At 68.1% G+C, this 21,637-nt stretch carries 21 protein-coding genes; 13 read left to right on the top strand and 8 right to left on the bottom strand.

What is annotated here, in order from left to right; genetic code table 11:
- Positions 1 to 143 precede the first annotated feature (143 nt).
- Positions 144 to 779, top strand: a complete 636-nt coding sequence (locus AC1RU4_RS16305; protein ID WP_492892163.1) for a hypothetical protein — start codon at positions 144 to 146, stop codon at positions 777 to 779.
- A 192-nt stretch (positions 780 to 971) separates the two neighbouring features.
- On the opposite strand, the gene AC1RU4_RS16300 is transcribed toward AC1RU4_RS16305, so the two are convergent.
- The 5 genes from AC1RU4_RS16300 to AC1RU4_RS16280 form a co-directional block, all read right to left on the bottom strand.
- Positions 972 to 2,000: an ABC transporter substrate-binding protein gene (locus tag AC1RU4_RS16300; protein ID WP_492892162.1), complete on the bottom strand. Its 1,029-nt coding sequence runs from the start codon at positions 1,998 to 2,000 to the stop codon at positions 972 to 974.
- Positions 2,001 to 2,056: 56 nt separating this feature from the next.
- The gene (locus AC1RU4_RS16295; protein ID WP_492892161.1) at positions 2,057 to 2,983 is read right to left on the bottom strand and encodes an alpha/beta hydrolase; all 927 of its coding nucleotides are present in this window, start codon (positions 2,981 to 2,983) and stop codon (positions 2,057 to 2,059) included.
- 17 nt (positions 2,984 to 3,000) lie between these two features.
- Positions 3,001 to 4,128 (bottom strand): ABC transporter ATP-binding protein, encoded by a 1,128-nt coding sequence (locus AC1RU4_RS16290; protein ID WP_492892160.1) that lies wholly within the window; start codon positions 4,126 to 4,128, stop codon positions 3,001 to 3,003.
- A 24-nt stretch (positions 4,129 to 4,152) separates the two neighbouring features.
- Entirely contained in the window at positions 4,153 to 5,862 is a 1,710-nt protein-coding gene (locus AC1RU4_RS16285; protein ID WP_492892159.1) for an ABC transporter permease, read from the bottom strand.
- Between the two features lie 97 nt (positions 5,863 to 5,959).
- Positions 5,960 to 6,820 (bottom strand): fumarylacetoacetate hydrolase family protein, encoded by an 861-nt coding sequence (locus AC1RU4_RS16280; protein ID WP_492892158.1) that lies wholly within the window; start codon positions 6,818 to 6,820, stop codon positions 5,960 to 5,962.
- Positions 6,821 to 6,992: 172 nt separating this feature from the next.
- On the opposite strand from AC1RU4_RS16280, the gene AC1RU4_RS16275 reads away from it, so the two are divergent.
- Positions 6,993 to 7,676, top strand: a complete 684-nt coding sequence (locus tag AC1RU4_RS16275; protein WP_492892157.1) for a FadR/GntR family transcriptional regulator — start codon at positions 6,993 to 6,995, stop codon at positions 7,674 to 7,676.
- Between the two features lie 37 nt (positions 7,677 to 7,713).
- Here the strand turns inward: AC1RU4_RS16275 and AC1RU4_RS16270 are convergent, their stop codons facing one another.
- Positions 7,714 to 8,910 carry a CaiB/BaiF CoA transferase family protein gene (locus AC1RU4_RS16270; protein WP_492892156.1) on the bottom strand — a complete coding sequence of 399 codons (1,197 nt, stop codon included), beginning with the start codon at positions 8,908 to 8,910 and terminating at the stop codon, positions 7,714 to 7,716.
- A 331-nt stretch (positions 8,911 to 9,241) separates the two neighbouring features.
- Here AC1RU4_RS16270 and galE point away from each other — a divergent pair, with 331 nt between their 5' ends.
- The 7 genes from galE (at position 9,242) to AC1RU4_RS16235 (ending at position 16,044) form a co-directional block, all read left to right on the top strand.
- On the top strand, positions 9,242 to 10,246 hold the full coding sequence (galE, locus tag AC1RU4_RS16265; protein WP_492892155.1) for a UDP-glucose 4-epimerase GalE: 1,005 nt from the start codon (positions 9,242 to 9,244) through the stop codon (positions 10,244 to 10,246).
- A gap of 498 nt (positions 10,247 to 10,744) precedes the next feature.
- On the top strand, positions 10,745 to 11,764 hold the full coding sequence (locus AC1RU4_RS16260; RefSeq protein WP_492892154.1) for an aliphatic sulfonate ABC transporter substrate-binding protein: 1,020 nt from the start codon (positions 10,745 to 10,747) through the stop codon (positions 11,762 to 11,764).
- Complete coding sequence (locus AC1RU4_RS16255; RefSeq protein WP_492892153.1) at positions 11,761 to 12,612, top strand: ABC transporter permease; 852 nt, start codon at positions 11,761 to 11,763, stop codon at positions 12,610 to 12,612. Before AC1RU4_RS16260 ends, AC1RU4_RS16255 begins: the two co-directional genes overlap by 4 nt.
- Positions 12,613 to 12,622: 10 nt before the next feature.
- Positions 12,623 to 13,357, top strand: a complete 735-nt coding sequence (locus AC1RU4_RS16250) for an ABC transporter ATP-binding protein (protein ID WP_492892152.1) — start codon at positions 12,623 to 12,625, stop codon at positions 13,355 to 13,357.
- Positions 13,358 to 13,386: 29 nt separating this feature from the next.
- Positions 13,387 to 14,232: an ABC transporter permease subunit gene (locus tag AC1RU4_RS16245; protein ID WP_492892151.1), complete on the top strand. Its 846-nt coding sequence runs from the start codon at positions 13,387 to 13,389 to the stop codon at positions 14,230 to 14,232.
- 4 nt (positions 14,233 to 14,236) lie between these two features.
- Positions 14,237 to 15,007, top strand: a complete 771-nt coding sequence (locus AC1RU4_RS16240; protein WP_492892150.1) for an ATP-binding cassette domain-containing protein — start codon at positions 14,237 to 14,239, stop codon at positions 15,005 to 15,007.
- Between the two features lie 53 nt (positions 15,008 to 15,060).
- Positions 15,061 to 16,044 carry a sulfonate ABC transporter substrate-binding protein gene (locus AC1RU4_RS16235; protein ID WP_492892149.1) on the top strand — a complete coding sequence of 328 codons (984 nt, stop codon included), beginning with the start codon at positions 15,061 to 15,063 and terminating at the stop codon, positions 16,042 to 16,044.
- 102 nt (positions 16,045 to 16,146) lie between these two features.
- On the opposite strand, the gene AC1RU4_RS16230 is transcribed toward AC1RU4_RS16235, so the two are convergent.
- Entirely contained in the window at positions 16,147 to 16,950 is an 804-nt protein-coding gene (locus tag AC1RU4_RS16230; protein ID WP_492892148.1) for a MetQ/NlpA family ABC transporter substrate-binding protein, read from the bottom strand.
- A gap of 432 nt (positions 16,951 to 17,382) precedes the next feature.
- Here AC1RU4_RS16230 and AC1RU4_RS16225 point away from each other — a divergent pair, with 432 nt between their 5' ends.
- From AC1RU4_RS16225 to AC1RU4_RS16210, 4 genes are read left to right on the top strand one after another with little or no spacing between them, the layout of a single operon-like run.
- On the top strand, positions 17,383 to 17,586 hold the full coding sequence (locus tag AC1RU4_RS16225; protein ID WP_492892147.1) for a hypothetical protein: 204 nt from the start codon (positions 17,383 to 17,385) through the stop codon (positions 17,584 to 17,586).
- A gap of 26 nt (positions 17,587 to 17,612) precedes the next feature.
- Positions 17,613 to 18,797 carry a methionine ABC transporter ATP-binding protein gene (locus AC1RU4_RS16220; protein WP_492892146.1) on the top strand — a complete coding sequence of 395 codons (1,185 nt, stop codon included), beginning with the start codon at positions 17,613 to 17,615 and terminating at the stop codon, positions 18,795 to 18,797.
- Positions 18,787 to 19,452 (top strand): methionine ABC transporter permease, encoded by a 666-nt coding sequence (locus AC1RU4_RS16215; RefSeq protein ID WP_492892145.1) that lies wholly within the window; start codon positions 18,787 to 18,789, stop codon positions 19,450 to 19,452. Before AC1RU4_RS16220 ends, AC1RU4_RS16215 begins: the two co-directional genes overlap by 11 nt.
- Before the next feature lie 28 nt (positions 19,453 to 19,480).
- Entirely contained in the window at positions 19,481 to 20,278 is a 798-nt protein-coding gene (locus AC1RU4_RS16210) for a MetQ/NlpA family ABC transporter substrate-binding protein (protein ID WP_492892144.1), read from the top strand.
- A 135-nt stretch (positions 20,279 to 20,413) separates the two neighbouring features.
- On the opposite strand, the gene AC1RU4_RS16205 is transcribed toward AC1RU4_RS16210, so the two are convergent.
- Positions 20,414 to 21,634 carry an acyl-CoA dehydrogenase family protein gene (locus AC1RU4_RS16205; protein ID WP_492892143.1) on the bottom strand — a complete coding sequence of 407 codons (1,221 nt, stop codon included), beginning with the start codon at positions 21,632 to 21,634 and terminating at the stop codon, positions 20,414 to 20,416.
- Positions 21,635 to 21,637: the final 3 nt, after the last annotated feature.

Genomic DNA, 21,637 nt, shown 5'->3' with positions numbered 1-21,637 from the left:
GCGCGGCTAGCCTGAGACAGGTTCCGCAAGGGTTGAACGATGCTTGCGGTCAGAACATGCTCCAGACGGTCGCTCGGAGGCACTTTCCGTCGACCAGCCAGCGCATCTGATCGGCAACGGCACGAGGCCGCCCGGAGAATTCCATGAACCTGTCGACCAAGCCGCCGGAGGCGGCAGAGGCGGAAGAGGCCGCGCTGCTGCTGCAGCCGACCCTGAGCCCCGCCGAGCTCGCGGTGCTGCGCCGCCATGCCGAGGCGGCGCGCGGCATCGTCGAATATGGCTGCGGGCATTCGACCGGCGAATTCGTGCGGCTCGGCGCCGGGCGCATCCTCAGCGTCGATTCCGACCCGGCCTGGATCGCGCGGCTGCGCCTCGCCCCGGCGCTGGCCGAGGCGGAAGCGGCGGGGCGGCTCACGCTGCTGCATGCCGATATCGGCCCGGTGAAGAACTGGGGCAAGCCGCGCGACCCGAACCTGCGCGGGCGCTGGCCCGCCTATGCGCTGGCGCCCTGGCACCATGATCCGGCTTTCACGCCCGATCTCGTCTTTGTCGACGGCCGCTTCCGCGTCGCCTGCCTGCTCGCCGCCTTCCTGTTCGGCCCCGCCGGCCTGCCGGTGGTGGTGCACGATTTCTGGAACCGGCCGGAATATCACCGCGTGCTCGAATTCGCGCAGGTGATCGAGGAAGCGGAGACCCTCGCGGTGCTGCGCGTCGCCCCGGATCCCGACCTGTGCGCCCTGGCGAACGCGCTGCGCGCCGCCTTCGGCGAGCCGCGCTGAGGGCCAGCTGGAAATCGGGTGACAGGGCCGTGCGTCCTTCGAGGCCCGGCCATGCCGGGCACCTCAGGATGACGAGGATCTTAAAGCACCTTCGTCAGGCTGAGGAGCGGGGTGAAGCCCCGCGTCTCGAAGCACGCACATCTTGCCCACCAGACGAATGCCGACGGGAGCGGCGTCCCGCAGCCTTCACGTTCAGCGGAAGATCTCGTTGAACTCGTCCTTCACCTTGGCGGCGTTCTTCTCCAGCGCCGCATAGTCGACCGGGATGATCACGAGGTCGGTCACCTTCGGGCTGCCGGCCGGCGGGTCGACGTCGCTGCGCGCGGCATAGCCGCCATCGGCCGGGAACAGCTTCTGCGCGTCGGGGCCGATCATGAAGGTGGCGAAGGCCTTGGCGGCCTCGGGGTTCGGCCCGCCCTTCACCACCGCGGTCGGCGAGGGAATGACGAAGGTGCCGTCGGCGGGATAGACGGTGACGATATCGTGGCCGCTGGCGCGGTCTTCCGCCGCGTAGGAATCCAGCGCCCCGACCGCGATCAGCCGCTCGCCGCGCTTGAGATTGTCGGAGACCTGCTGGTTGCCCTGCACCACCATCACGTCATTGTCGGCGAGCTGCTTGTAGTAGTCCCAGCCGAGCTTCTGCGACAGCGTGCCGACCACCGACAATTGCAGCGAGGTGAAGGACGGATCGGTCATCACCAGCTTCTTGTCGAAGCCCTTGGCGGTGAGATCGGTCCATTTCTTCGGCCGCTCCGCCTCCGGGATCTTGTCGCCGCGCATATAGATGGTGATCAGGTTGAGCCGCTGGCCGATCCAGTTGCCGTCCTTGTCCTTGGCGGTGTCGGGGATCTTGTCGAAGTCGACCGGCTTGAACGGCACGAACAGGCCCTGCTCGGCCATGACGTTCGAGGCGGCGGGGTCCGAGGTGGTGAGCACGTCGGCGGCGATGCGGCCGGCCGACTGTTCCTGGTTGAACCGGCGCAGGATCGCCGAGCCGCCGGAGCGGAACAGCTCGACCTTGATGCCGGTCTTCTCCTCGAACATCCGGGCGAGCTTGTTGGCCTGCTCGATCGGGGTCGAGGTGTACCAGACGACCTTGCCCTCGACCTTCGCCTTGGTCATGTCGACGTCTTCAGCGTGACCCGGACCCGGCAGCGCGAGCACCCCGGCGATCAGGCCGAGCGCGAGGGTGAACCCGCGCCGGCCAATGAGCGTCCTCATGTGTTCCTCCTAGATGATGTTTTGTTTTATCTGGCGTTTCCGTTGATCCTCGCGATCTAGCCGCCGCGATAGACCGGCTCCGGCTGCGTGAAGAACGCGTGCAGGATGTGATAGACCAGCATGTAGTTCTTCTGCTGGAACGAGGCATGCGAGATGCCCGGCATCACCGCGAACTGCTTGTCGGAATTGGGCAGGCGTTTGAAGAACTCGATCAGGTCGTCGAAGCCGGCGATGCCGTCATACTCGCCGCGCATCACGAGGGTCGGCACGGCGATCCTGGCCGGGTCGATCAGCGGCAGGTTGGTGCACATGTCGATATAGGTGCCGTTCGGCATCGAATCGTCGAAGGACAGGATGGAGTCGGCGAAGGCCTCGATCACCTTGTCTTCGGCGGTGCCGGGATGGTCGCGGTTGAAGATCGAATGGACGAAGGCCTTGTCGATCGGCCGGCGCTCGCCGCGCCTGAAGTCCGGCAGCTTCTTGCGGCGGTTGTCCAGCGTGTGGCTGCCCTCGCCGGTCCACACGAAGGCATCGAGCGCCAGCCGCTTGACCCGCTCGGGATGAAGCTCGGTGAAGGCGGCGGCACGCAGCGCGCCCGACGAGATGCCGTAGACGAGGAAATCCGGCGTGCCGGTCTCCCTGATGATGTAGTCGGTGGCGGCGACGAGGTCTTCCGCCCCCTGCGCGATGGTCGCCTCGGTGCCGGGGCGCTTGTCGGAGCGGCCATAGCCGCGCAGGTCGAGCGTCCAGGTGTCGAAGCCCTTCTCGACGAAATGGTCCATCGCCGAGGAATGCGGGCGTCCGGGAACCTGCAGGTCGAAGGTCGGCTGCGAGGCCATGGAGGAGCCGTGCACGAACAGCACGGTGCCGGCGGCCGCACGGCCTTCCGGCGATTTATTCCAGAGGAACAGGTCGGAATCGCCGTTCCGGGTCCAGTGCTCCTGCCCGCGCGGCGCGGGCTTGAGGGCGGCGTTGGTCGACATGGGCTTCTCCTTGGGCGTCAATGGGCGAGCGCGGCGCCGCCGGCGCGCGGAAACACGGTGCAGTCGGCGGCATCGATCGACAGGGTCACGCGGTCACCGATGCCGAAGCGCTCGAGCGGATGGGTCTGGGCGCGCAGCACCGTGCCGGAATCCAGCCGCAGCCAGTATTCGACGAGATTGCCGAGATAGGTGGTCTCGGTGACGGTGGCGGCGAGCGCGCCGGCATCGCCCGCCACCGCGAGCCGCACGCTCTCCGGCCGCACCGCGAGATCGACCGGCTCGCCCGGCGACAGGGCGCCGTTGATCGGCGCCGGCACCGGCACCCCGTCCACCGACACGACGAGGCCCCGCTCGCCGGCCTGGACGATGCCGGGCAGGAAATTCACGATGCCCATGAAATCGGCGACGATCTTGTTGGCGGGGCGGCGATAGACATCGTCCGGCGTGCCGAACTGCTGAAGCTCGCCGCCATGCATCACCGCGATCTGATCGGACAGCGCCAGCGCCTCGGCCTGGTCGTGCGTCACATAGACGAAGGTGATACCGGTGCGCCGCTGCAGCTGCTTGAGCTCGACGCGCATCTTCTCGCGCAGCTTGGCGTCGAGATTGGACAGCGGTTCGTCGAGCAGCAGGATGCCGGGCTCGACGACGAGGCTGCGGGCGAGCGCCACCCGCTGCTGCTGGCCGCCGGAGAGCTCGTTGGGCAGGCGGTTCTCGAGGCCGGCCAGATTGACCATGGCGAGGGTGTCGAGCACCCTGCGCCGCGCCTCGGCCGCGGGGACCTTGCGCAGCTTGAGGCCGAAGACAACGTTCTCGAACACCGTCTTGTGCGGCCACACCGCGTAGTTCTGGAACACCATGCCCATGCCGCGACGGTCCGGCGGGGCGACGCCGTCGGCGGAGGAGACGACGCGGTCGCCGACGCGGATGGTGCCGACATCCGGCGTGATGTAGCCGGCTATCAGACGCAGCGTGGTGGTCTTGCCGCAGCCGCTGGGGCCGAGCAGGGTGACGAACTGGTTGTCCTTGATGTCGAGGTTGAGGCCGCTCACCGCGGCCATTCCCCCGCCACCCCTGCCGCCACCCTTGCCGCTGTCCCTGCCGCCGTAGAATTTCGACAGGCCCGTGATCTGGATTCCAGCCATGAGGCGTTGCTCCCGAAGCGTTTTCTAGTTGCCGGCCTTGAGGCCGATGCGGCTGCCGCCGAAATGGCGGGCGATGCCGATGGCGACGGCGATGATGACCATGTTGACCATGGCGAGCGCGGCGACGGGTTCGGTGTAGCCGGTCTCGTAGAGGTTGTAGACCGCCACCGCGAGGGTGATGGACTGCGAGGAGAACAGCAGGATCGAGGCGCTGAGTTCCTGGATCACCGGCACGAAGACCAGCAGCCAGCCGGCGAACAGGCCGGGCCGGATCAGCGGCAGGGTGATCTCCTTCATGGTCTGCCACCAGGAGGCGCCGAGGATCTGCGCGGCTTCCTCCAGCGACGGGTCGATCTGGCGCAGCGAGGAATTGGCGGCGCGCACCCCGAGCGGCACGTAGCGCCCGACATAGGCTAGCAGCAGGATGGCGAAGGTGCCGTAGAGCGCCACCGGCATCTTCAGCCAGAACTGCAGCAGGGCGACCGCCATGACGATTCCCGGCAGGCCGAGCGGGATCAGCGCGGCATAGTCGAGCAGCCGCCGGCCCGGCAGCCGGGTGCGCAGGTCGATCCACGAGATGACGGCGCCGAGCAGCACGCAGGCGGTGGCGGCGATGGTGGCGAGCATCAGGCTGTTGAGGATCGCCCGCCGCGTGACGTCATATTCGACGAGGACGAAATAGTAGTTGTCCAGCGTCAGGTTCTGCCAGAAGGCGAGGCCCCAGGACTTGGAGAACGACACCGCGATCAGCGTGCCATAGGGCAGCGCGATGGCGACGAGGAAGGCGACGACGCAGAGCGCGAACAGCGCCCAGCGCCACGGCCCGAGATCCATGAGCTGCGGGCGGGCACCCTTGCCGGCCAACGTCACATAGGAGCGCCGGGCGAGGAAGGCGCGCTGGAGATAAAGCGCGACCACGGTGATGGCGATGAACAGCAGCGACAATGCCGAGGCGACGCCATATTGCGGCGGGTAGTCGAACAGCGCGTAGATGCGGGTCGGCAGGGTGACGATGCGCCCCGGCAGGCCGATGATCGCCTGCGAGCCGAACAGCGCGATGGCGTTGACGAAGGCGAGCAGCGTGCCCGACAGCACCGCCGGCGCCACCAGCGGCAGGGTGATGGTGAGCGCGGTGCGCAGCTTGCCGGCGCCGAGGATCTGCGCCGCCTCCTCGTAGGAAGCGTCCACCGATTGCAGCGCGCTGGAGGCGAGCAGGTAGACGAAGGGGAAGGTGTGCAGCACCGTGACGAAGACGAGGCCGCTCATAGTGAAGATGTTGAAGCCGATATCGAGCCCCAGCACCTCGCGCAGGAACACGTTCGCCACCCCGGCATTGGGGCTGAACAGGTTGACGAAGGCGATGGCGGTGAGGAAGGGCGGCGACAGGTAGGACAGCGTCGCCGTGACCTGGATCAGCCCCTTGCCGGGGACGTTGGTGCGGCTGACCGCCCAGGCCAGCGGCACGCCGATGGCGATGCTGAGCAGGCCGGTCCAGGCGCCGAGGATCAGCGAATTGCCGAGCGCCCGGAGATAGGACGGGCCGGTGAGCGCGGCGACGAAGAATTCGCCGGTGAGCCCGCCGTTCCACACGCTCGCCGCCACCAGCGACAGGACGGGCAGCACGACGAGCACCACCAGCGCGGCGATGGCGCCGCCGATGACCAGGCCTTCGAGGCCGAGCCAGCGCGGCAGGGCGAGCGCCCGCGGGGGCGTCGCGAGAGTAAGCAGGGCCATTTTTCCTCCCGGAGCCGGCGCTTTTCTGGGTGCGCTTCGGCTTGTCTGTTGCACGCCGCGGCGCGCGGGATCAGGCACGCATCGTCAGGCGCAGGGATCAGGCAAACGGGTTGCTCAGGGTGCCGAGCCCGCTGATGGACATGGTGACGTTGTCGCCCGCCTTGAGGAATTTCGGCGGGTTGAAGCCGAGGCCGACGCCGGCCGGCGTGCCGGTGGCGATGAGGTCGCCCGGCTCCAGCGTGGTGCCGGCGGAAATGGTCTCGATCAGGCCGGGAATGTCGAAGATCAGGTCGCTGGTATTGGCGTCCTGGCGCAATTCGCCGTTCACCCAGGTGCGCACCTGCAGGTTCTGCGCATCCACCTCGTCGGCGGTGGTGATCCACGGCCCCATCGGGCAGAAGGTATCGAGCGCCTTGCCGAGGAACCATTGGCGGTGGTTCTTCTGCCGGTCGCGGGCGGTGACGTCGTTGATGATGGTGTAGCCGAAGATGTGGCTGGCGGCGTCGGTGCGGGAGATGTCGCGCCCGCCCTTGCCGATGACGATGGTGAGCTCGACCTCGTAGTCGACCGCGCTGGTGACCCTGGGATGGGTGTCGACCGATGCACCGGGCCCGACCACGCAGGTACCGGGCTTGGTGAACACCGCGGGATAGTCGTCGATCTCGGCGCCCTTCACCGCCCCGGCCTCGTAGCCGGAATTGGCGAATTCCCTCGCATGGTCGCGGTAGTTCTTGCCGACGCAGAAGATATTGCGGCGCGGGCGCGGGATCGGGGCGATGAGCGTCACCTCGTCAAGATCGGCACCATTGCCGTTCATGCGGATGGCCGGGGCGATCTCGGCGAAGCGGGCGATGAGGTCGACCATGCCGGCGGCCTCGACGCGATAGATGCGCCCGGCATCCTCATCGACCAGCCCGACCTGCTCCTGCCCCTGGTGGATATAGGTGGCGAATTTCATGTTCTGCCCTTGATTGGTTCACCAATTCTGTTATATTTGGCCATATTGGTTGACCAGATGTCAATCGGGTATCTCGGCAACTTGTCGATATCGCATTGAATTTCTTGTTATTGTAATTGAAGTCGGCACGGATATTGGTATACCAAATGCCGGATACACAGCGAGACCGCCGATGAACAGCATCGTCATCGACCGCAAGCCGGCGACATTGGTGCAGGACTTCCTGAACCAGGCCATCGGCTCCGGCCGCTATGCGCCCGGTGCCCGGCTGCCGACCGAGCGGGCGATCGCCGAGCAGCTCGGCGTGCCGCGCTCGGTGGTGCGCGACGTGCTGTCGGTGTTCGAGGCGCAGAACAGGGTGGTGCGGATCATCGGCTCCGGCACCTATGTCGCCAGGCCGGTGCCTGGGGCGAACGAGCCGGCGCGGCCGGCCAGCGACGCCAGCCCGGCCGAGATCATGGCGGCACGCCTCATCGTCGAGCCGCGCCTCGCCCAGCTGGTGGTGATGAACGCCAATGCCGCCGATTTCGAGCGGATGGAAGAGTGCAACCGCCGCGCCGAGGCCAGCGACGGCTTCGAGGAATTCGAGAAATGGGACGCCGCCTTGCACCAGGTGATCGCCGAGGCGACGCATAACCGGCTGATGGTGAGCCTCTACGCCACCATCACCGCCGCCCGCGACCATGCCGAGTGGGGCGAGCTGAAGCGGCGCTCCATCACCGCCGAGCGCCGCGACCTCTACCGGCAGGAGCATCGCGAGATCGTCGCCGCGCTGCGGGCGCGCGACGGGCGCGAGGCGGAAGCCGCCATCGCCCGCCACCTGATGCGGGTGAAAGCCAATCTGCTCGGCGAATGAAGGCTCTAGCCAACAATGCGCCGGCTAATCATCGCCCTCAGCCGATGATCCCGTCCTCGCGCAGGCTGGCGATCCGCTCCGGCGGATAGGCCAGCACGTCGGCCAGCACCTCGTCCGTATGCTCGCCCACCCCCGGCGGCACCGTGCGCACCGTCGGCGGAGCGTCCGACAGCCGCAGCGGGCTGCGCACCGAGCGGAAGGTGCCGATGGTGGGATGCGGCGTCTCGACGATGGTCTCGCGCAGCCGCGCGGTCTCGCCGGCGAAAGCCTCGGCCACCGAGCGCACCTCGCCGGCCGGAATGCCGAAGCGGTTGAGCCGCGCGATGATATCGGCGAGGGCGAAGGCGGCGATCGCCAGGGAAAGCTGCGGCAGCAGCTCGGCCCGGTTCTCCGTCCGGCCGCGATTGGTGAGGAAGCGCGGATCGGCGGCGAGCTCGGGCATCTCCAGCACGTTCACGCACAGCCGGCGATACTGCTCGTCATTGCCGACCGCCAGCGCGAGGCGCCCGTCGGCGCAGGCGAAGATCTGGTAGGGCACGATGCTGGGATGGGCGTTGCCGAAGCGCCGGGCGTCCTGCCCGGTATTGAGATGCGCGGAGGCGACATTGGCGAGCAGGAAGAACGCCCCGTCGACCAGCGCGATGTCGATCGCCTGCCCCCGGCCGGTGCGCTCGCGCATATAGAGCGCGGCAAGGATCGACTGCACCGCGTTCATGCCGGAAACCAGATCGACGAAAGCGACGCCGAGCTTCATCGGTTCGCCGTCCGGCTCGCCGGTGATCGCCATGAAGCCGCTCTCGGCCTGGATGACGAAATCATAGCCCGGCCGCTCCTCCATTGCGTTGCCGCGCCCGTAGCCGGAGATCGAGCAATAGATCAGCCGCGGATTGACCGCCTTCAGGTCGTCATAGGTCAGCCTGAACTTGCGCAGGCTGGCGGGGCGGAAATTCTCGATGACGATGTCGGCTTTCGCCGCGAGCCCGGTGACGATGGCGAGCCCCTCCGGCGTGCCGAGATCGACGGCGAGGCTCTTCTTGTTGCGGTTGGCGGCGAGATAATAGGTGGCGATGCCGCCGGCGGCCGGCGGCGCCCAGCCGCGCGTGTCGTCGCCGGCACCGGGCTGCTCGATCTTCCACACCTCGGCGCCGAGATCGCCGAGCGTCATCGTCGCCCAGGGGCCGGCGAGAATCCGCGACAGGTCGAGAACCTTGATGCCGTCGAGCGCGCCGGGCATGGCGAAAACCTCAGGTTTCGGGAAGGAAGGATGCCCGGCCGGGCGCCGGGACGAAGGGGCGCCAACATAGATCGCGGCCCGGCGCTTGGCCAAGCCGGCGGCGGCCGCGCCGGCACGGCCGCGACAGGCCGGTGGGGCAAGACGATCCGTCATGCGCCGGACGGTTTATTGACTTGGCCGGAGCGCTTCGGCTATTCCTTGTTAAGAGATTGTTGTTGAACAAGATATTTAGAATTTTATCGGGACGGGTGCTTTGACGCGAATTATACGTTCATGATGCTGTCGACAATCAATGGCGCGTCGACACCGTTCATCCGGGGCATCCTTATCGATGGGCGGTAATATACTGGTGACCGGTGGCGCGGGCTATATTGGCTCGCATGCCTGCAAGGCCCTGAAAACGGCCGGCTATACGCCGATCACCTACGACAACCTCGAAACCGGCTGGGAGCAGGCGGTCCGTTTCGGGCCGTTCGAACCAGGCGACCTGCGCGACCGCGCCCGCCTCGACGAGGTGTTCGCGCGCTGGCGGCCACAGGCGGTCATGCATTTCGCCGCCCTCAGCCAGGTGGACGAGGCGATCCGCGATCCGGGAAAATATTGGGGCGGCAACATCGCCACCTCGCTGAACCTGTTCGAGGCGGCCATCGCGGCCGGCTGCCTCGACGTCATCTTCTCGTCGACCTGCGCGATCTATGGCGACCATGACGGCGTCGGCCTGCAGGAGGACACGCCGCAGCACCCGATCAACGCCTATGGCGCGTCCAAGCGGGCCATCGAGGACATGCTGGGCAATTTCCGCCAGACCTTCGGCCTCAAGTCGGTCATCTTCCGCTATTTCAACGTCGCCGGCGCCGATCCCGAGTCCGAGATCGGCGAGTTCCACCTGCCGGAGACCCACCTCATCCCGATCACCCTCGACGTCGCGGCCGGCGCGCGCGACCGGCTCACCGTGTTCGGCGCCGACTATCCCACCCCGGACGGCACCTGCATCCGCGACTACGTGCATGTCGTCGATCTCGTCGAGGCGCATCTGCTCGGGCTGAAATGGCTGGAAGCCGGCAAGGACAGCCGGGTGTTCTGCCTCGGCAGCGGCCACGGCTATTCGGTGCACGACGTCGTGCGCGCGGCGCAGCAGGTGACCGGACGGCCGATCCCGGTGGAGATCGGCGACCGGCGGCCGGGCGACGCGGCACGCCTGGTCTCCGGCAGCGCGGCGGCCGAGGCGGAACTCGGCTGGACCTCCCCGCGCTCCTCGCTGGCGACCATGATCGAGGATGCGTGGCGTGCCCGCTGCACGCTCGTCCATCCGGCGGCGCGCGCGAAATCGGCGTAAGGCTGCGGCGACAAAACGACAGGGCAGGCCAGCCGACCTCGCCGCGACCTGAGACCGGGCCGGAACCACGCGCGGCGGCGCAGCGACGGCATCGCCGGTGGTGCCGGCTCTCGGATCGCCCGGACATGGGCGGCGAAAAACAGCGCGACGAACCCGCCCGGCGCCTCGGCCATCGCCTCGCGCGCCGCAGCCGGACGCGATGACGAACAACGTGGCTTGGTCACCGGCGGCATCCAGCCGGCGACCGCGGCGACCGCCTGCACCGCGAACCGTCGGATCCCTGCGGCAAGGCCCCGCCGCCTTTCTCCGATGCTGCCGGACCCGGCCCCCCGGTTTGCGGCCCCGTCGCCACACAACCCTTCCAGCCGGCTTCGCCGCGTTCGCCGAGAACGACGCGCGCGGATGGGCTAGCTATTGTATAGTTAATATGTAGACTTTAAAAACAACCTGAGCCGGCGGCGCTCCGACGCCGCGCGCCATCAACGACCGGGGATCGACATGAACAGGACCGAAGGTGCGCGCGCATATTGGCACAGGCGGGCGGTGCTGATCGCCGGGCTGGCCCTCGGGCTCGGCGGGGCCGGCATCGCCCGTGCGCAAGCGCCGGCCAAGATCAGGCTCGACTATGCCTATTACTCGCCGGAAAGCCTGGTGATCAAACGCTTCGGCTGGCTCGAGGAAGAGTTCAAGCCGGACGGCATCACGGTCAAATGGGTGCTCAGCCAGGGCAGCAACCGCGCGCTGGAATATCTCAACAGCGGCAGCAGCGATTTCGCCTCGACCTCCGGCATCTCCGCGCTGGTGAGCCGGGCCAACGGCCAGCCGGTGAAGACCGTCTACATCTTCAACACGCAGGAAGCCTCGACCCTTCTCGTCACCAAGGACTCGCCGATCACTTCCGTGCCGGAGCTCAAGGGCAAGAAGGTCGCCGCCACCAAGGGCACCGACCCGTTCTTCTTCCTGCTGCGCGCGCTCAACGCCCACGGGCTGAGCAAGAACGACGTCCAGATCGTCCACCTTCAGCATCCGGAAGGGCGTACCGCGCTGGAGCGCGGCGATGTCGACGCCTGGGCCGGGCTCGATCCCTTCATCGCCGCCACCGAGCTCGAGGCCGGCAGCAAGACCATCTACCGCAACCCGGATTTCTCCAGCTACGGCTTCCTCAACACCACCGACCAGTTCATCGAGAAATACCCGCAGCACCTGCAGCGGGTGCTGAACGTCTATGAGCGCGCCCGCCTGTGGATCCTCGCCAACAAGGACGAGGCCATCGCCATCGTCGCCGAGGAATCCAAGCAGTCCAAGGCGGTGATCGCGCGACAGTTCACCCGCGCCAACTTCACCAAGGCCGTCCCCGACGACCAGCATATCGGCACGTTGAAGGCCACCGCGCCGCTGCTGCTCCAGGAGGAGATCGTCCGCAAGGGCACCGATCTCGACAAATATATCGGCGAACTGGTCGACGACCGCTTCGCGCGCGTCGCCGTCGAGACGCAGGCGAAGGTCAAGGGTCAGTGACCGACATCTCCGACATTGCGCGCCCCCCGGCCACGCGCGCCGTGACGCCGCCGCCGGCGGCCACCTCCCGCGCGCACTGGACCCTGCCGCGGCCGAACCTGTGGGGCCTGCTCGTGCCGGCCCTGCTGCTCGCCGGGCTGGAGGCGGCGGTCTCCTTCGGCCTCGTGCCGGCCCGGCTGATGCCGCCGCCGAGCGCCATCCTGGAGACCGTGCGCGAACTCTACGGCCAGGGCCTCCTGACGCATCTCGGCGTCAGCACGGCGCGCGTGCTGGGCGGCTACGCCATCGGCGTCGCGCTCGCTTTGCCGATCGGCTCGATCGTCGGGCTGAACCGGCGGGCCGAATCCATCCTCGACCCCACCTTCCAGGCGCTGCGCGCCATTCCCGGCCTCGCCTGGGTGCCGTTGCTGCTGCTCTGGCTCGGCATCGACGAGGGGCCGAAAGTGACGCTGATCGCCATCGGCTCCTTCTTCCCGGTCTATCTCGGCCTCATCGCCGGCATCCGCAATGTCGACCGCAAGCTGGTCGAGGTGGGCGAGATGTACGGTCTCGGCCCGGTCGCGCTGGTGCGGCGCATCTTCCTGCCCGCCGCGCTGCCGAGCCTGTTCACCGGGCTGCGCCAGGGTCTCAGCCTCGCCTGGATGTGCCTTGTGGCCGCCGAGCTCATCGCCGCCACCCAGGGCCTCGGCTACCTGCTCACCGATGGGCGCGAGATCAGCCGGCCGGACATCGTCATCGCCGCGATCCTCATGCTGGCGCTGCTGGGAAAGCTGTCCGACACGCTGCTCAAGGCGCTGGAGCAGCGGGCGCTGTACTGGCGCGATTCCTATGAAACGCGGCTCGGCTGAGGAGGCTCGAATGACCGAACTTCTCAAGGTGCGGGTGGCGGCCAAGCGCTTCGGCGAAACCACGGTGTTGCGCCATGTCGAGCTCTCCGTCGCCGAGGGCGAGATCGTCGCGCTGGTGGGCCCGAGCGGCTGCGGCAAGAGCACGCTGCTGCGCATCATCGCCGGCCTCGACCAGGACTATGACGGCGACGTGGTGTTCGGCGGCCGGCCGCTACGCGGCCTCGACCGCGAGATCGGCTTCGTGTTTCAGGAGCCGCGCCTGTTTCCATGGCTCAACGTCGCCGACAATGTCGCCTTCGGCACCGGCGGCACCGGCATCGGCAATGAGCGGGTGTCGCGGATCCTGGCCGAGGTCGGCCTCGCCGGCCGCGAGGCGGCGCTGCCCAAGGAGCTCTCCGGCGGACAGGCGCAGCGCGCCTCGATCGCGCGCAGCCTCAACACCCAGCCGCAGCTGCTGCTGCTCGACGAGCCGTTCAGCGCGGTCGACGCCTTCACCCGGATGAAGCTGCAGGACCTGCTGGTCGGCGTCGCCCGCCAGCACGCCATCACCCTCATCCTGGTGACGCATGACGTCGACGAGGCGCTGTTCCTGGCCGACCGGGTCATCACCATGGGCGCGCATCCCGGCATGGTGCGCTTCGCGCTCGACGTCGAGCTGCCGCGCCCGCGCGACCGGCGGGACGCCCGCATCGCCGAGCTGAAATCCGACGTGCTGACCGCACTCTACGCCGCCCACGCCATCTGATCCCGCGCCTGATGCAACAGGAGTCCGCCATGTCGCTTGCCGAGCTCGACGCCCGGGTCGCCGCCACCGGGGAGCAGACCGTCAAGGCGCGGCGCCTGCGTCTCGCATCGCTGGAAGCCCGCATCGCCGGATGGGTTCTGCCGGTGCTGCTGGTCGCGGGCTGGGAGTACCTGTCGCAGGTCGGCTTCATCGCGCCGAACGTGCTGCCCGCGCCCTCCGCCGTCGCCGCCGCCGGCTGGCAGGCGCTGAAATCGGGCGAGCTCCTGCGCAACATGGGCGTGAGCACGCTGCGCGCGCTGAGCGGCCTGGTGGTCGGCGGCGGCATCGGGCTGGCGCTCGGCATCGCCAACGGATTGTCGGATCTCTCGCACCGCTACACCGACACCACGCTGCAGATGATCCGCAACGTGCCGCATTTGGCGCTGATCCCGCTCGTCATCCTGTGGTTCGGCATCGACGAGGAGGCCAAGCTGTTCCTGGTGGCGCTCGGCGTGTTCTTCCCGATCTACATCAACACGCTGCACGGGGTGCGCACCGTCGACCCGCAGTTCATCGAGATGGGCCGCGTCTACGGCATGACGCCCCTCACCCTGTTCCGGCGGGTCGTCCTGCCGGGCGCGCTGCCCTCCATCTTCGTCGGCCTGCGCTTCGCGCTCGGCATCATGTGGCTGACGCTGATCGTGGCGGAGACCATCGCCGCCTCCTCCGGCCTCGGCTACATGGCGATGCAGGCCCGCGAGTTCCTGCTGGTCGACATCGTGGTGCTGGCGATCCTCATCTATGCGCTGCTCGGCAAGCTCGCCGACGTGCTCACCCGCTGGCTGGAACGGGCGTGCCTGCAATGGCACCCGGCCTTCCAGTCGCCGCGGAGCTGAGCCGATGTCGGTCGCGCCCGCTCCCTCCAGCTTCGACAGGCCCGCGGGCGAGACGCGCGGGCTCGGCATCGCCTTCGAGCAGCTCGGCCATCGGTTCGGGCCGAAGCGCGTGCTGGAACGCATCGACCTCGCCGTTCCCGCCGGCCAGTTCGTCGCCGTCGTCGGCAAGAGCGGCTGCGGCAAGAGCACGCTGCTGCGCCTAATCGCCGGGCTCGACCAGCCGAGCCAGGGACGCATCGTGTTCGACGGCCCGCATGACGGCGAGGCCACGCGCATCATGTTCCAGGAGCCGCGCCTACTGCCCTGGGAGCGGGTGCTGGGAAATGTCGATGTCGGCCTGCCGGCCTCGGTGAAGGGCGATATCCGTCACCAGCGCGCCCGCGCCATCCTCGCCGAGGTCGGGCTGGCCGACCGCGCCGGCGAATGGCCGGCCGTCCTCTCGGGCGGCCAGAAGCAGCGCGTGGCGCTGGCGCGCGCGCTCGCCTCCGGCCCGCGCCTGCTGGCGCTCGACGAGCCGCTCGGCGCGCTCGACGCCCTGACCCGCATCGAGATGCAGCGTCTGGTCGAGCGAATCTGGCTGGAGCAGCGCTTCACCGCCATCCTGGTGACGCACGACGTCGCCGAAGCCCTCGCGCTCGCCGACCGCGTGATCCTCATCGATGCCGGCCGGGTCGCGCTCGATCTCGAGGTCGACCTGCCGCGTCCGCGCCAGCGCGGCTCGACGGAACTCGCCCAGCTCGAAGGCCGCATCCTCGACCAGCTCTTCGCCTCCTGAACGCCGACAGGGCGGCCAACCCCGCGCCGCCCACCATCCGAAAGGCTCACCCCATGACCAAGCTTTCGACCAAGCTTTCGACCACGCTTTCCCGCCGAACCCTGTTCGCCGGCGCCGCCGGCCTCGCCGCCTCGCTCTCCGCACCGGGCCTGCGCCCGGCCTTCGCCGCGGGAGGCGAGGTGCGCGTCGGCTTCCAGAAATACGGCACGCTGGTGCTGCTCAAGGGGCGCGGCATTCTGGAGAAGAAGCTGGAGCCGCTCGGCATCTCGGTGAAATGGGCCGAATTCGCCGCCGGGCCGCAGATGCTGGAGGCGCTGAATGCCGGTGCCATCGATATCGGCCAGACCGGCGAGGCGCCGCCGATCTTCGCCCAGGCGGCCAGCGACAATCTCGTCTATCTCGCCAACGAGCCGCCGGCGCCGAAGGGCGAGGCGATCCTGGTGCCGAAGGACAGCCCGATCCAGTCGGTGAAGGAGCTCAAGGGCAGGATTGTCGGCCTCAACAAGGGCTCCAACGTGCATTTTCTGCTGGTGAAGGCGCTGGAGAAGGAAGGCCTCGCCTATGCCGACATCACCACCAAGTTCCTGCCGCCGGCCGATGCCCGCGCCGCTTTCGAGAAGGGCGCCATCGACGCCTGGGCGATCTGGGACCCGTTCCAGGCCTCCGCCGAGGTGGCGATCAAGGCGCGCACCCTGACCACCGCCGAGGGCATCGTGCCCAATTACCAGTTCTACCTCGGCTCGCGGAAATTCGCCGAGGCCAACCCAAAGGTCGTCGGCCAGCTGATCGCCGCGATCCGCGAGACCGACGACTGGATCCAGAAGGACCCGCCCGCCGCCGTCGCCGAACTCGCGCCCTCCACCGGCATCCCGGCGCCGGTGCTCGCGGTTGCCGTCGCGCGGCAGAGCTTCGGCGTCGCCCCGCTCACCGACAAGGTGATCGCCGACCAGCAGCTGGTGGCCGACACGTTCTTCAACCTCGGCCTGCTGCCGAAGAAGATCGTCGTCGCCGACGCGGTGCTGCGCACCGGGCTCTGACATCCTTCACGGCGCCGGGGAAACACCTCGGCGCCGGTCTTCCGCGCCCCGCATCCCCCCGGCACCAGCCGCCGGACCGGCCGGACCCGGTCCGGCCCCGGTTCACCACGCCGGAAGCACGGCGCCCTTGAAGCGCTTGTCCAGGAAGTCCTTCACCTCGTCCGACTGGTACGCCTTCACCAGCTTCACGATCGCCGGCCTGGTCTCGTCGCCGGCCCGCACGGCGATGAAATTGCCATAGGGATTGTTGATCCGGCTCTCCTGCACCAGCGCGTCCTTGCGCGGGTCGAGATGGGCACCGAGCGCGTAATTGGTGTTGATCACCGCGCCGTCGAGGTCGGGAAGCTGCTTGGGCAGCAGCGCGGCGTCGAGCTCACGGAATGTCACCTTCCTGGGATTGTCGGTGACGTCGAGCACGGTCGGCAGCAGACCCTTGCCCGGTGCGAGCGTGACGAGGCCGTTGGCCGCCAGCAGGTTCAGCGCCCGCCCGCCATTCGACGGATCGTTCGGAATGCCGATCTGCGCGCCCTCCGGCAAGTCCTTGAAGTTCTTGAACTTCACCGAATAGAAGCCGATCGGCTCGACGATGGTGAAGCCGGCCGGCGCGATCCGATAGCCGCGCGAGGCGATCTGCGAATCGAGATAGGGCTTGTGCTGGAACGCATTGGCGTCGAGGTCGCCCCGCGAGAGCGCCTCGTTCGGCAGCGTGTAGTCGGAAAAGGCGACGATCTGGATGTCGAGGCCGTCCTTGGCGGCGACCTTCTTCGCCACTTCGGCGATCTCCTCCTCGTCGCCGCCGATGACGCCGATCTTGATCCTGTCGGCCGCATGGGCGGGCAGCACGGCCAAAGCGGCCAGGGCCGCGCCGAGGGTGGCGCCGAGCCAGCGGCCGGAAAGCGTTGTCATGGGTTCACTCCTGAATGGTCGGGAAGCGCGTGATGCGCCGGTGACATCAGGAAGGCCGGAGCCGAACCGGTAATCTAGTGATTTTATGGAATACTAGTTATGCATATTTATTATGCGATTGAGCACAAATCATGCAATCGCGGGTGAATCAAGTAGTCTACAAAATTAATTGACTTCTTCCCGCCAGCTGCTATCTAACATGTCGTCCGGCGGCAGGCGCTGCCGGATCGCGGGATTTGACACCCGGCAGCTTGCACCGCGTCACCAACGCTAAAGCGCCACGGAGCGACTTCGTGGTCGGGCAACGAGCTTCAGGAGCTGAGCCATGACAGCGTGTTGTCGACGTCCCTTCCGGGCCTAGCCCTCTCCGCCATAAGCCGAGACTGCCGGACCGCCCCGCATGACGGGCATCCGCGTATTGGGACAACAGCGATGAACTCCGTGATCTTTCCGGGTGCCGATGCGCCCGTTCCCGCCCATGAACCCACCATCGACGAGATCCTGGCCGATCCGATCGTCGACCTGATCCTGCGCCGCGACGGGCTGACGGCCGGCGCCGTGCGGGCGAAGCTCGACCGCGAGCGGCGGCGCCTGGCCGCCCGCGCGGGCGCGCCGGCGCTGCCGCGCGCCGCGTGAACCTTCTCGTTGCAGACCAACGGCACATGATGCTTCAGGACACCGCCGCTCCCGGATTCCCGCCGGCCTATTTCCGCGACCTCGCGCCGGGCGCCGCATTTCCCGGCCCTGCCGCGGCGGCGCCCGCGTCCGGCACCGGGCCGGATCGGGCCGGGGGCGGCGGCGGCGCTGCCATCGTGCTCGACGGCGTCTCGAAGTCGTTTCCGGCGCGGGGCAGCGATGCGGTCGTCGAGGCGCTGAAGGATGTCTCGCTCAGCATTCCGCGCGGCGAGATCTATGGCGTGATCGGCCGCTCCGGCGCCGGCAAGTCGACGCTCATCCGCACCATCAACGGGCTTGAGCGGCCGAGCCGGGGAGACGTCATCGTCGACGGCGTGACCGTCAACCGGCTGGAGGAGCGCGCGCTGCGGGCGGAGCGGCGCAAGATCGGCATGATCTTCCAGCACTTCAACCTGCTATCCTCGCGCACCGCCTTCGACAATGTGGCGCTGCCGCTGGAGCTCCTCGGCCTCTCCCGCGCGGCGATACGCGGGAAGGTGGAGCGGCTGCTGGAACTCGTCGGGCTCACCGACAAGCGCGACCGCTATCCGGTCGAGCTGTCGGGCGGGCAGAAGCAGCGCGTCGGCATCGCCCGCGCGCTGGCGACCGACCCGAAAGTGCTGCTCTCCGACGAAGCGACGAGCGCGCTCGACCCCGAAACCACCCGCTCCATCCTCGCCCTGCTCGCCCGCGTGAATGCCGAGCTCGGCGTCACCATCGTGCTGATCACGCATGAGATGACGGTGATCAAGGAGATCTGCCACCGCGTCGGCGTGATCGAAGCCGGCCGCATCATCGAGGAAGGGCCGGTGCACGAGGTGTTCGCGCATCCGCGCACCGCGACGGCCCGCTCGTTCATCGGCAGCCTGCCCGGCCGCGAGGTCCCGGCCTCGCTCGCGGGGCGGCTCGGAACCGACCCGACCCACGCGACGCAGACGGTCCTGCGCCTGGTGCTGACCGGGGAAGCCGCCGGCCGGCCGGTGCTCACCCGGCTGGCGCGCGAGCTCGGCATCGATGTCGCCCTGCTCGGCGGCCAGATCGACAGCATCGGCGAGCATCCCTTCGCGCTGCTCTATGTCGGCGTGCCGACGGCGGCCTGGACGGATGGAGCCCTGATCGCCGCCCTGGAGGCGCAGGGCGTTGCCGCGGAGGTGATCGGCCATGTCGCCTGAACTGCTGAACCTCATCCTCGATTCGACGTTCGAGACCCTCTACATGGTCGCGGTCGCCACGCTGGTCGGCACGCTGGCCGGGCTGCCGCTCGGCATTTTCCTCGCGACCAGCGGAAAGGGCGAGCTGTTCGAGGCCGTGGCGATCAACCGCGTGCTGGGCATCGTGGTGAATGCCACGCGCTCGACGCCCTTCATCATCCTCGTGGTCGCCATCATACCGTTCACGCGGTTCGTCGCCGGCACCTCGATCGGCACCACGGCGGCGATCGTGCCGCTCTCCATCGCGGCGACACCCTTCATCGCCCGCATCGTCGAGGCGGCCATCCGCGAGGTCGATTACGGGCTCGTCGAGGCTTCGCTCGCCATGGGCGCGACTCCGTTGCAGATCGTACGCAAGGTGCTGATACCCGAGGCGCTTCCCGGCCTCGTGCTCGGCCTGACGCTGACCATCGTCAGCCTGCTGTCGAACTCCGCCATGGTCGGCGCGGTCGGCGGCGGCGGGCTCGGCGACCTCGGCATCCGCTACGGCTACCAGCGCTTCATGCCCGAGGTGATGCTGGTCGTCGTCGTCGTCCTCATCATCCTCGTCCAGTCGGTCCAGACCCTCGGCGAGACGCTTGCGCGCCGGGTGAACCGGCGGCTGCGACGTTCCTGAACCCTCCCGACCCCACCGGAAGATCCACATGACTCTCCTGTGCTCCACTCTCCTGCGCTCCCCGTTTCTTGCCGCCGCGCTGCTTCTCGCGTCATTGCCGGCTTCTGCCGAGACGATCCGCATCGCCGCCACCCCCGGCCCGCACGCGCAGATCCTCGAGGCGGTGAAGCCCGTGGCGGCGGCCAGGGGGCTCGACATCAAGATCATCGAGTTCTCCGACTACGTGGTGCCGAACCAGGCGCTCGACGCCGGCGAGATCGAGGCCAATTCGTTCCAGAACCAGCCCTATCTCGACAACCAGAAGGCCGATCGCGGCTACGGGATCGAGCCGGTCGCGCTCACGGTGAACTTCCCGCTCGGCGTCTATTCCAGGAAGTGGAAGAGCTGGGCCGAGGTGCCGAACGGCGCCACCATCGCCATCCAGAACGACCCGACCAATGGCGGGCGCTCGCTGCTGCTGCTGCAGGACAAGGGCGTGATCAAGCTGCGCGACGGCGTCGGCTTCAAGCCGACGGTGATCGACATCATCGAGAACCCGAAGAAGCTGCGCTTCATCGAGCTTGAGGCGGCACAGACCCCGCGCGCGCTGGAGGATGTCGACGCCGCCGCGATCAATACCAATTATGCCACGTCCGCCGGCCTCGATCCCGTCAACGATCCGATCCTCAGGGAAGATGCCAAGGGGCCCTACGTGAACCTCATAGCCGTGCGCGCCGGCGACAAGGACAAACCCTGGGTGAAGACCCTCGTCGAATCCTACCATTCGCCGGAGGTGAAGGCGTTCATCATCGAGAAGTTCAAGGGCTCGGTGCTGCCCTCCTGGTGAACCGCCGCGTCTCCCATGCCGGGGGAGATCCGCCTCGCGGCCTTTCGGTGGATGGCTGGAGGCGGCGAGCCGGAATCCACCGATGGCCGCGCAAGGGCGATGGCGGCGGCTGAAGCCGTCGCCTCCCGGCCTCGCTCAGAAGAAGCCCTTGTCGGGCAGCGGCGCGCCGGAGATGACATAGGCGCCGATCGCCATCGCCTTGTATGAATCCGGGTTGTGCGAGGCGAGCGTGCGCGCATTGCGCCAGTGCCGGTCGAGATTGAGCGTGCGCTTGGAGGCCGAGGCGCCGCCGACATCGAAGATGAGGCCGCCGCTGCGGATGGCGAGCTCGTCCACCACCACCTTGGCCTGGGCGGCCGCCAGCGAGGCGGCAAGTGCCAGTTCGCGATCGTCGCGCCCGGCGTCGCGGGCGCGGCTGACGGCTTCGAAGACGTCGGCGGCGGCAAGCACCGCCGCTTCCGCCGCGAAAGCATTCGCCGCGATCTGGCCGACCACCTGTTGCAGTATGACGTCGTCGGCCGGCCGCTCGGCCGGCGCATGGTAGAAGTTCCGGCCCCGGCTGTTGACCAGTGCCGCCGCGTCGTCGCGGATGGCGCGGACGATGCCGGCCACGATCGCCGTCAGGAAAAGCTGCGGCTGGGTATTGGCATAGGCGAGCGCATAACCGACGCCCTCGCGGTCGAACACGGCTTCCTCCCGCTCCACCCACACATTGCGGAAATGGGTGGTGCCCGAAGCGGTGAGGCGCTGCCCGGCGCCGTCCCAATCGTCGACGATCTCCACGCCCTCACGATCCGTCGGCACGATCACCGCGGCGACGGCGCCCGAGGGATCGGCCGCGCGCACCAGCACGAGGTCCGAATAAAGGGTTCCGGTCGTATAGTATTTGGTGCCGTCCAGCCGATAGCCGCCGGCCTCCGGGGTGAGGGTGGTGTCGGGCGGCGTGGCGCCGGCGCGCGGCGTGCCGAGCTCGGTATTGCCCAGCCCGACGATCGCCCCGTCCAGCACCGCCTTCTGCCAGCGCCGTTCCTGCTCGGTGCGCGGCCGGCGGGCATATTGCTCCACCACCGTGAAGTGATTGCGCAGGATATGCGCCACGTTGGAATCCGCCGCGCCGAGCCGGATCACCAGGGAGAACAGCTCGCGGAAGCCGGCGCCTCCGCCGCCATCCTCGCGGCGCAGGCGCAACGCGCCGAACCGGGCCTGCCGCAGCCATTCGATCGGCGCGAAGGGGAGGACCCGGTCGCGCTCCCGCTCGGAGGCCCCCTCGGCGATACGGGCGAACAGGGCGTCGTAATCGACGTCCCGAGCGAGAGCCGGACGGTCGATCTCGACGACGGAAAGCGGCCGGTTCATCGC

The sequence above is a fragment of the Ancylobacter sp. GW821-FHT10E12 genome (assembly GCF_058809335.1).
This window is presented reverse-complemented; position numbering and strand designations above follow the sequence as displayed.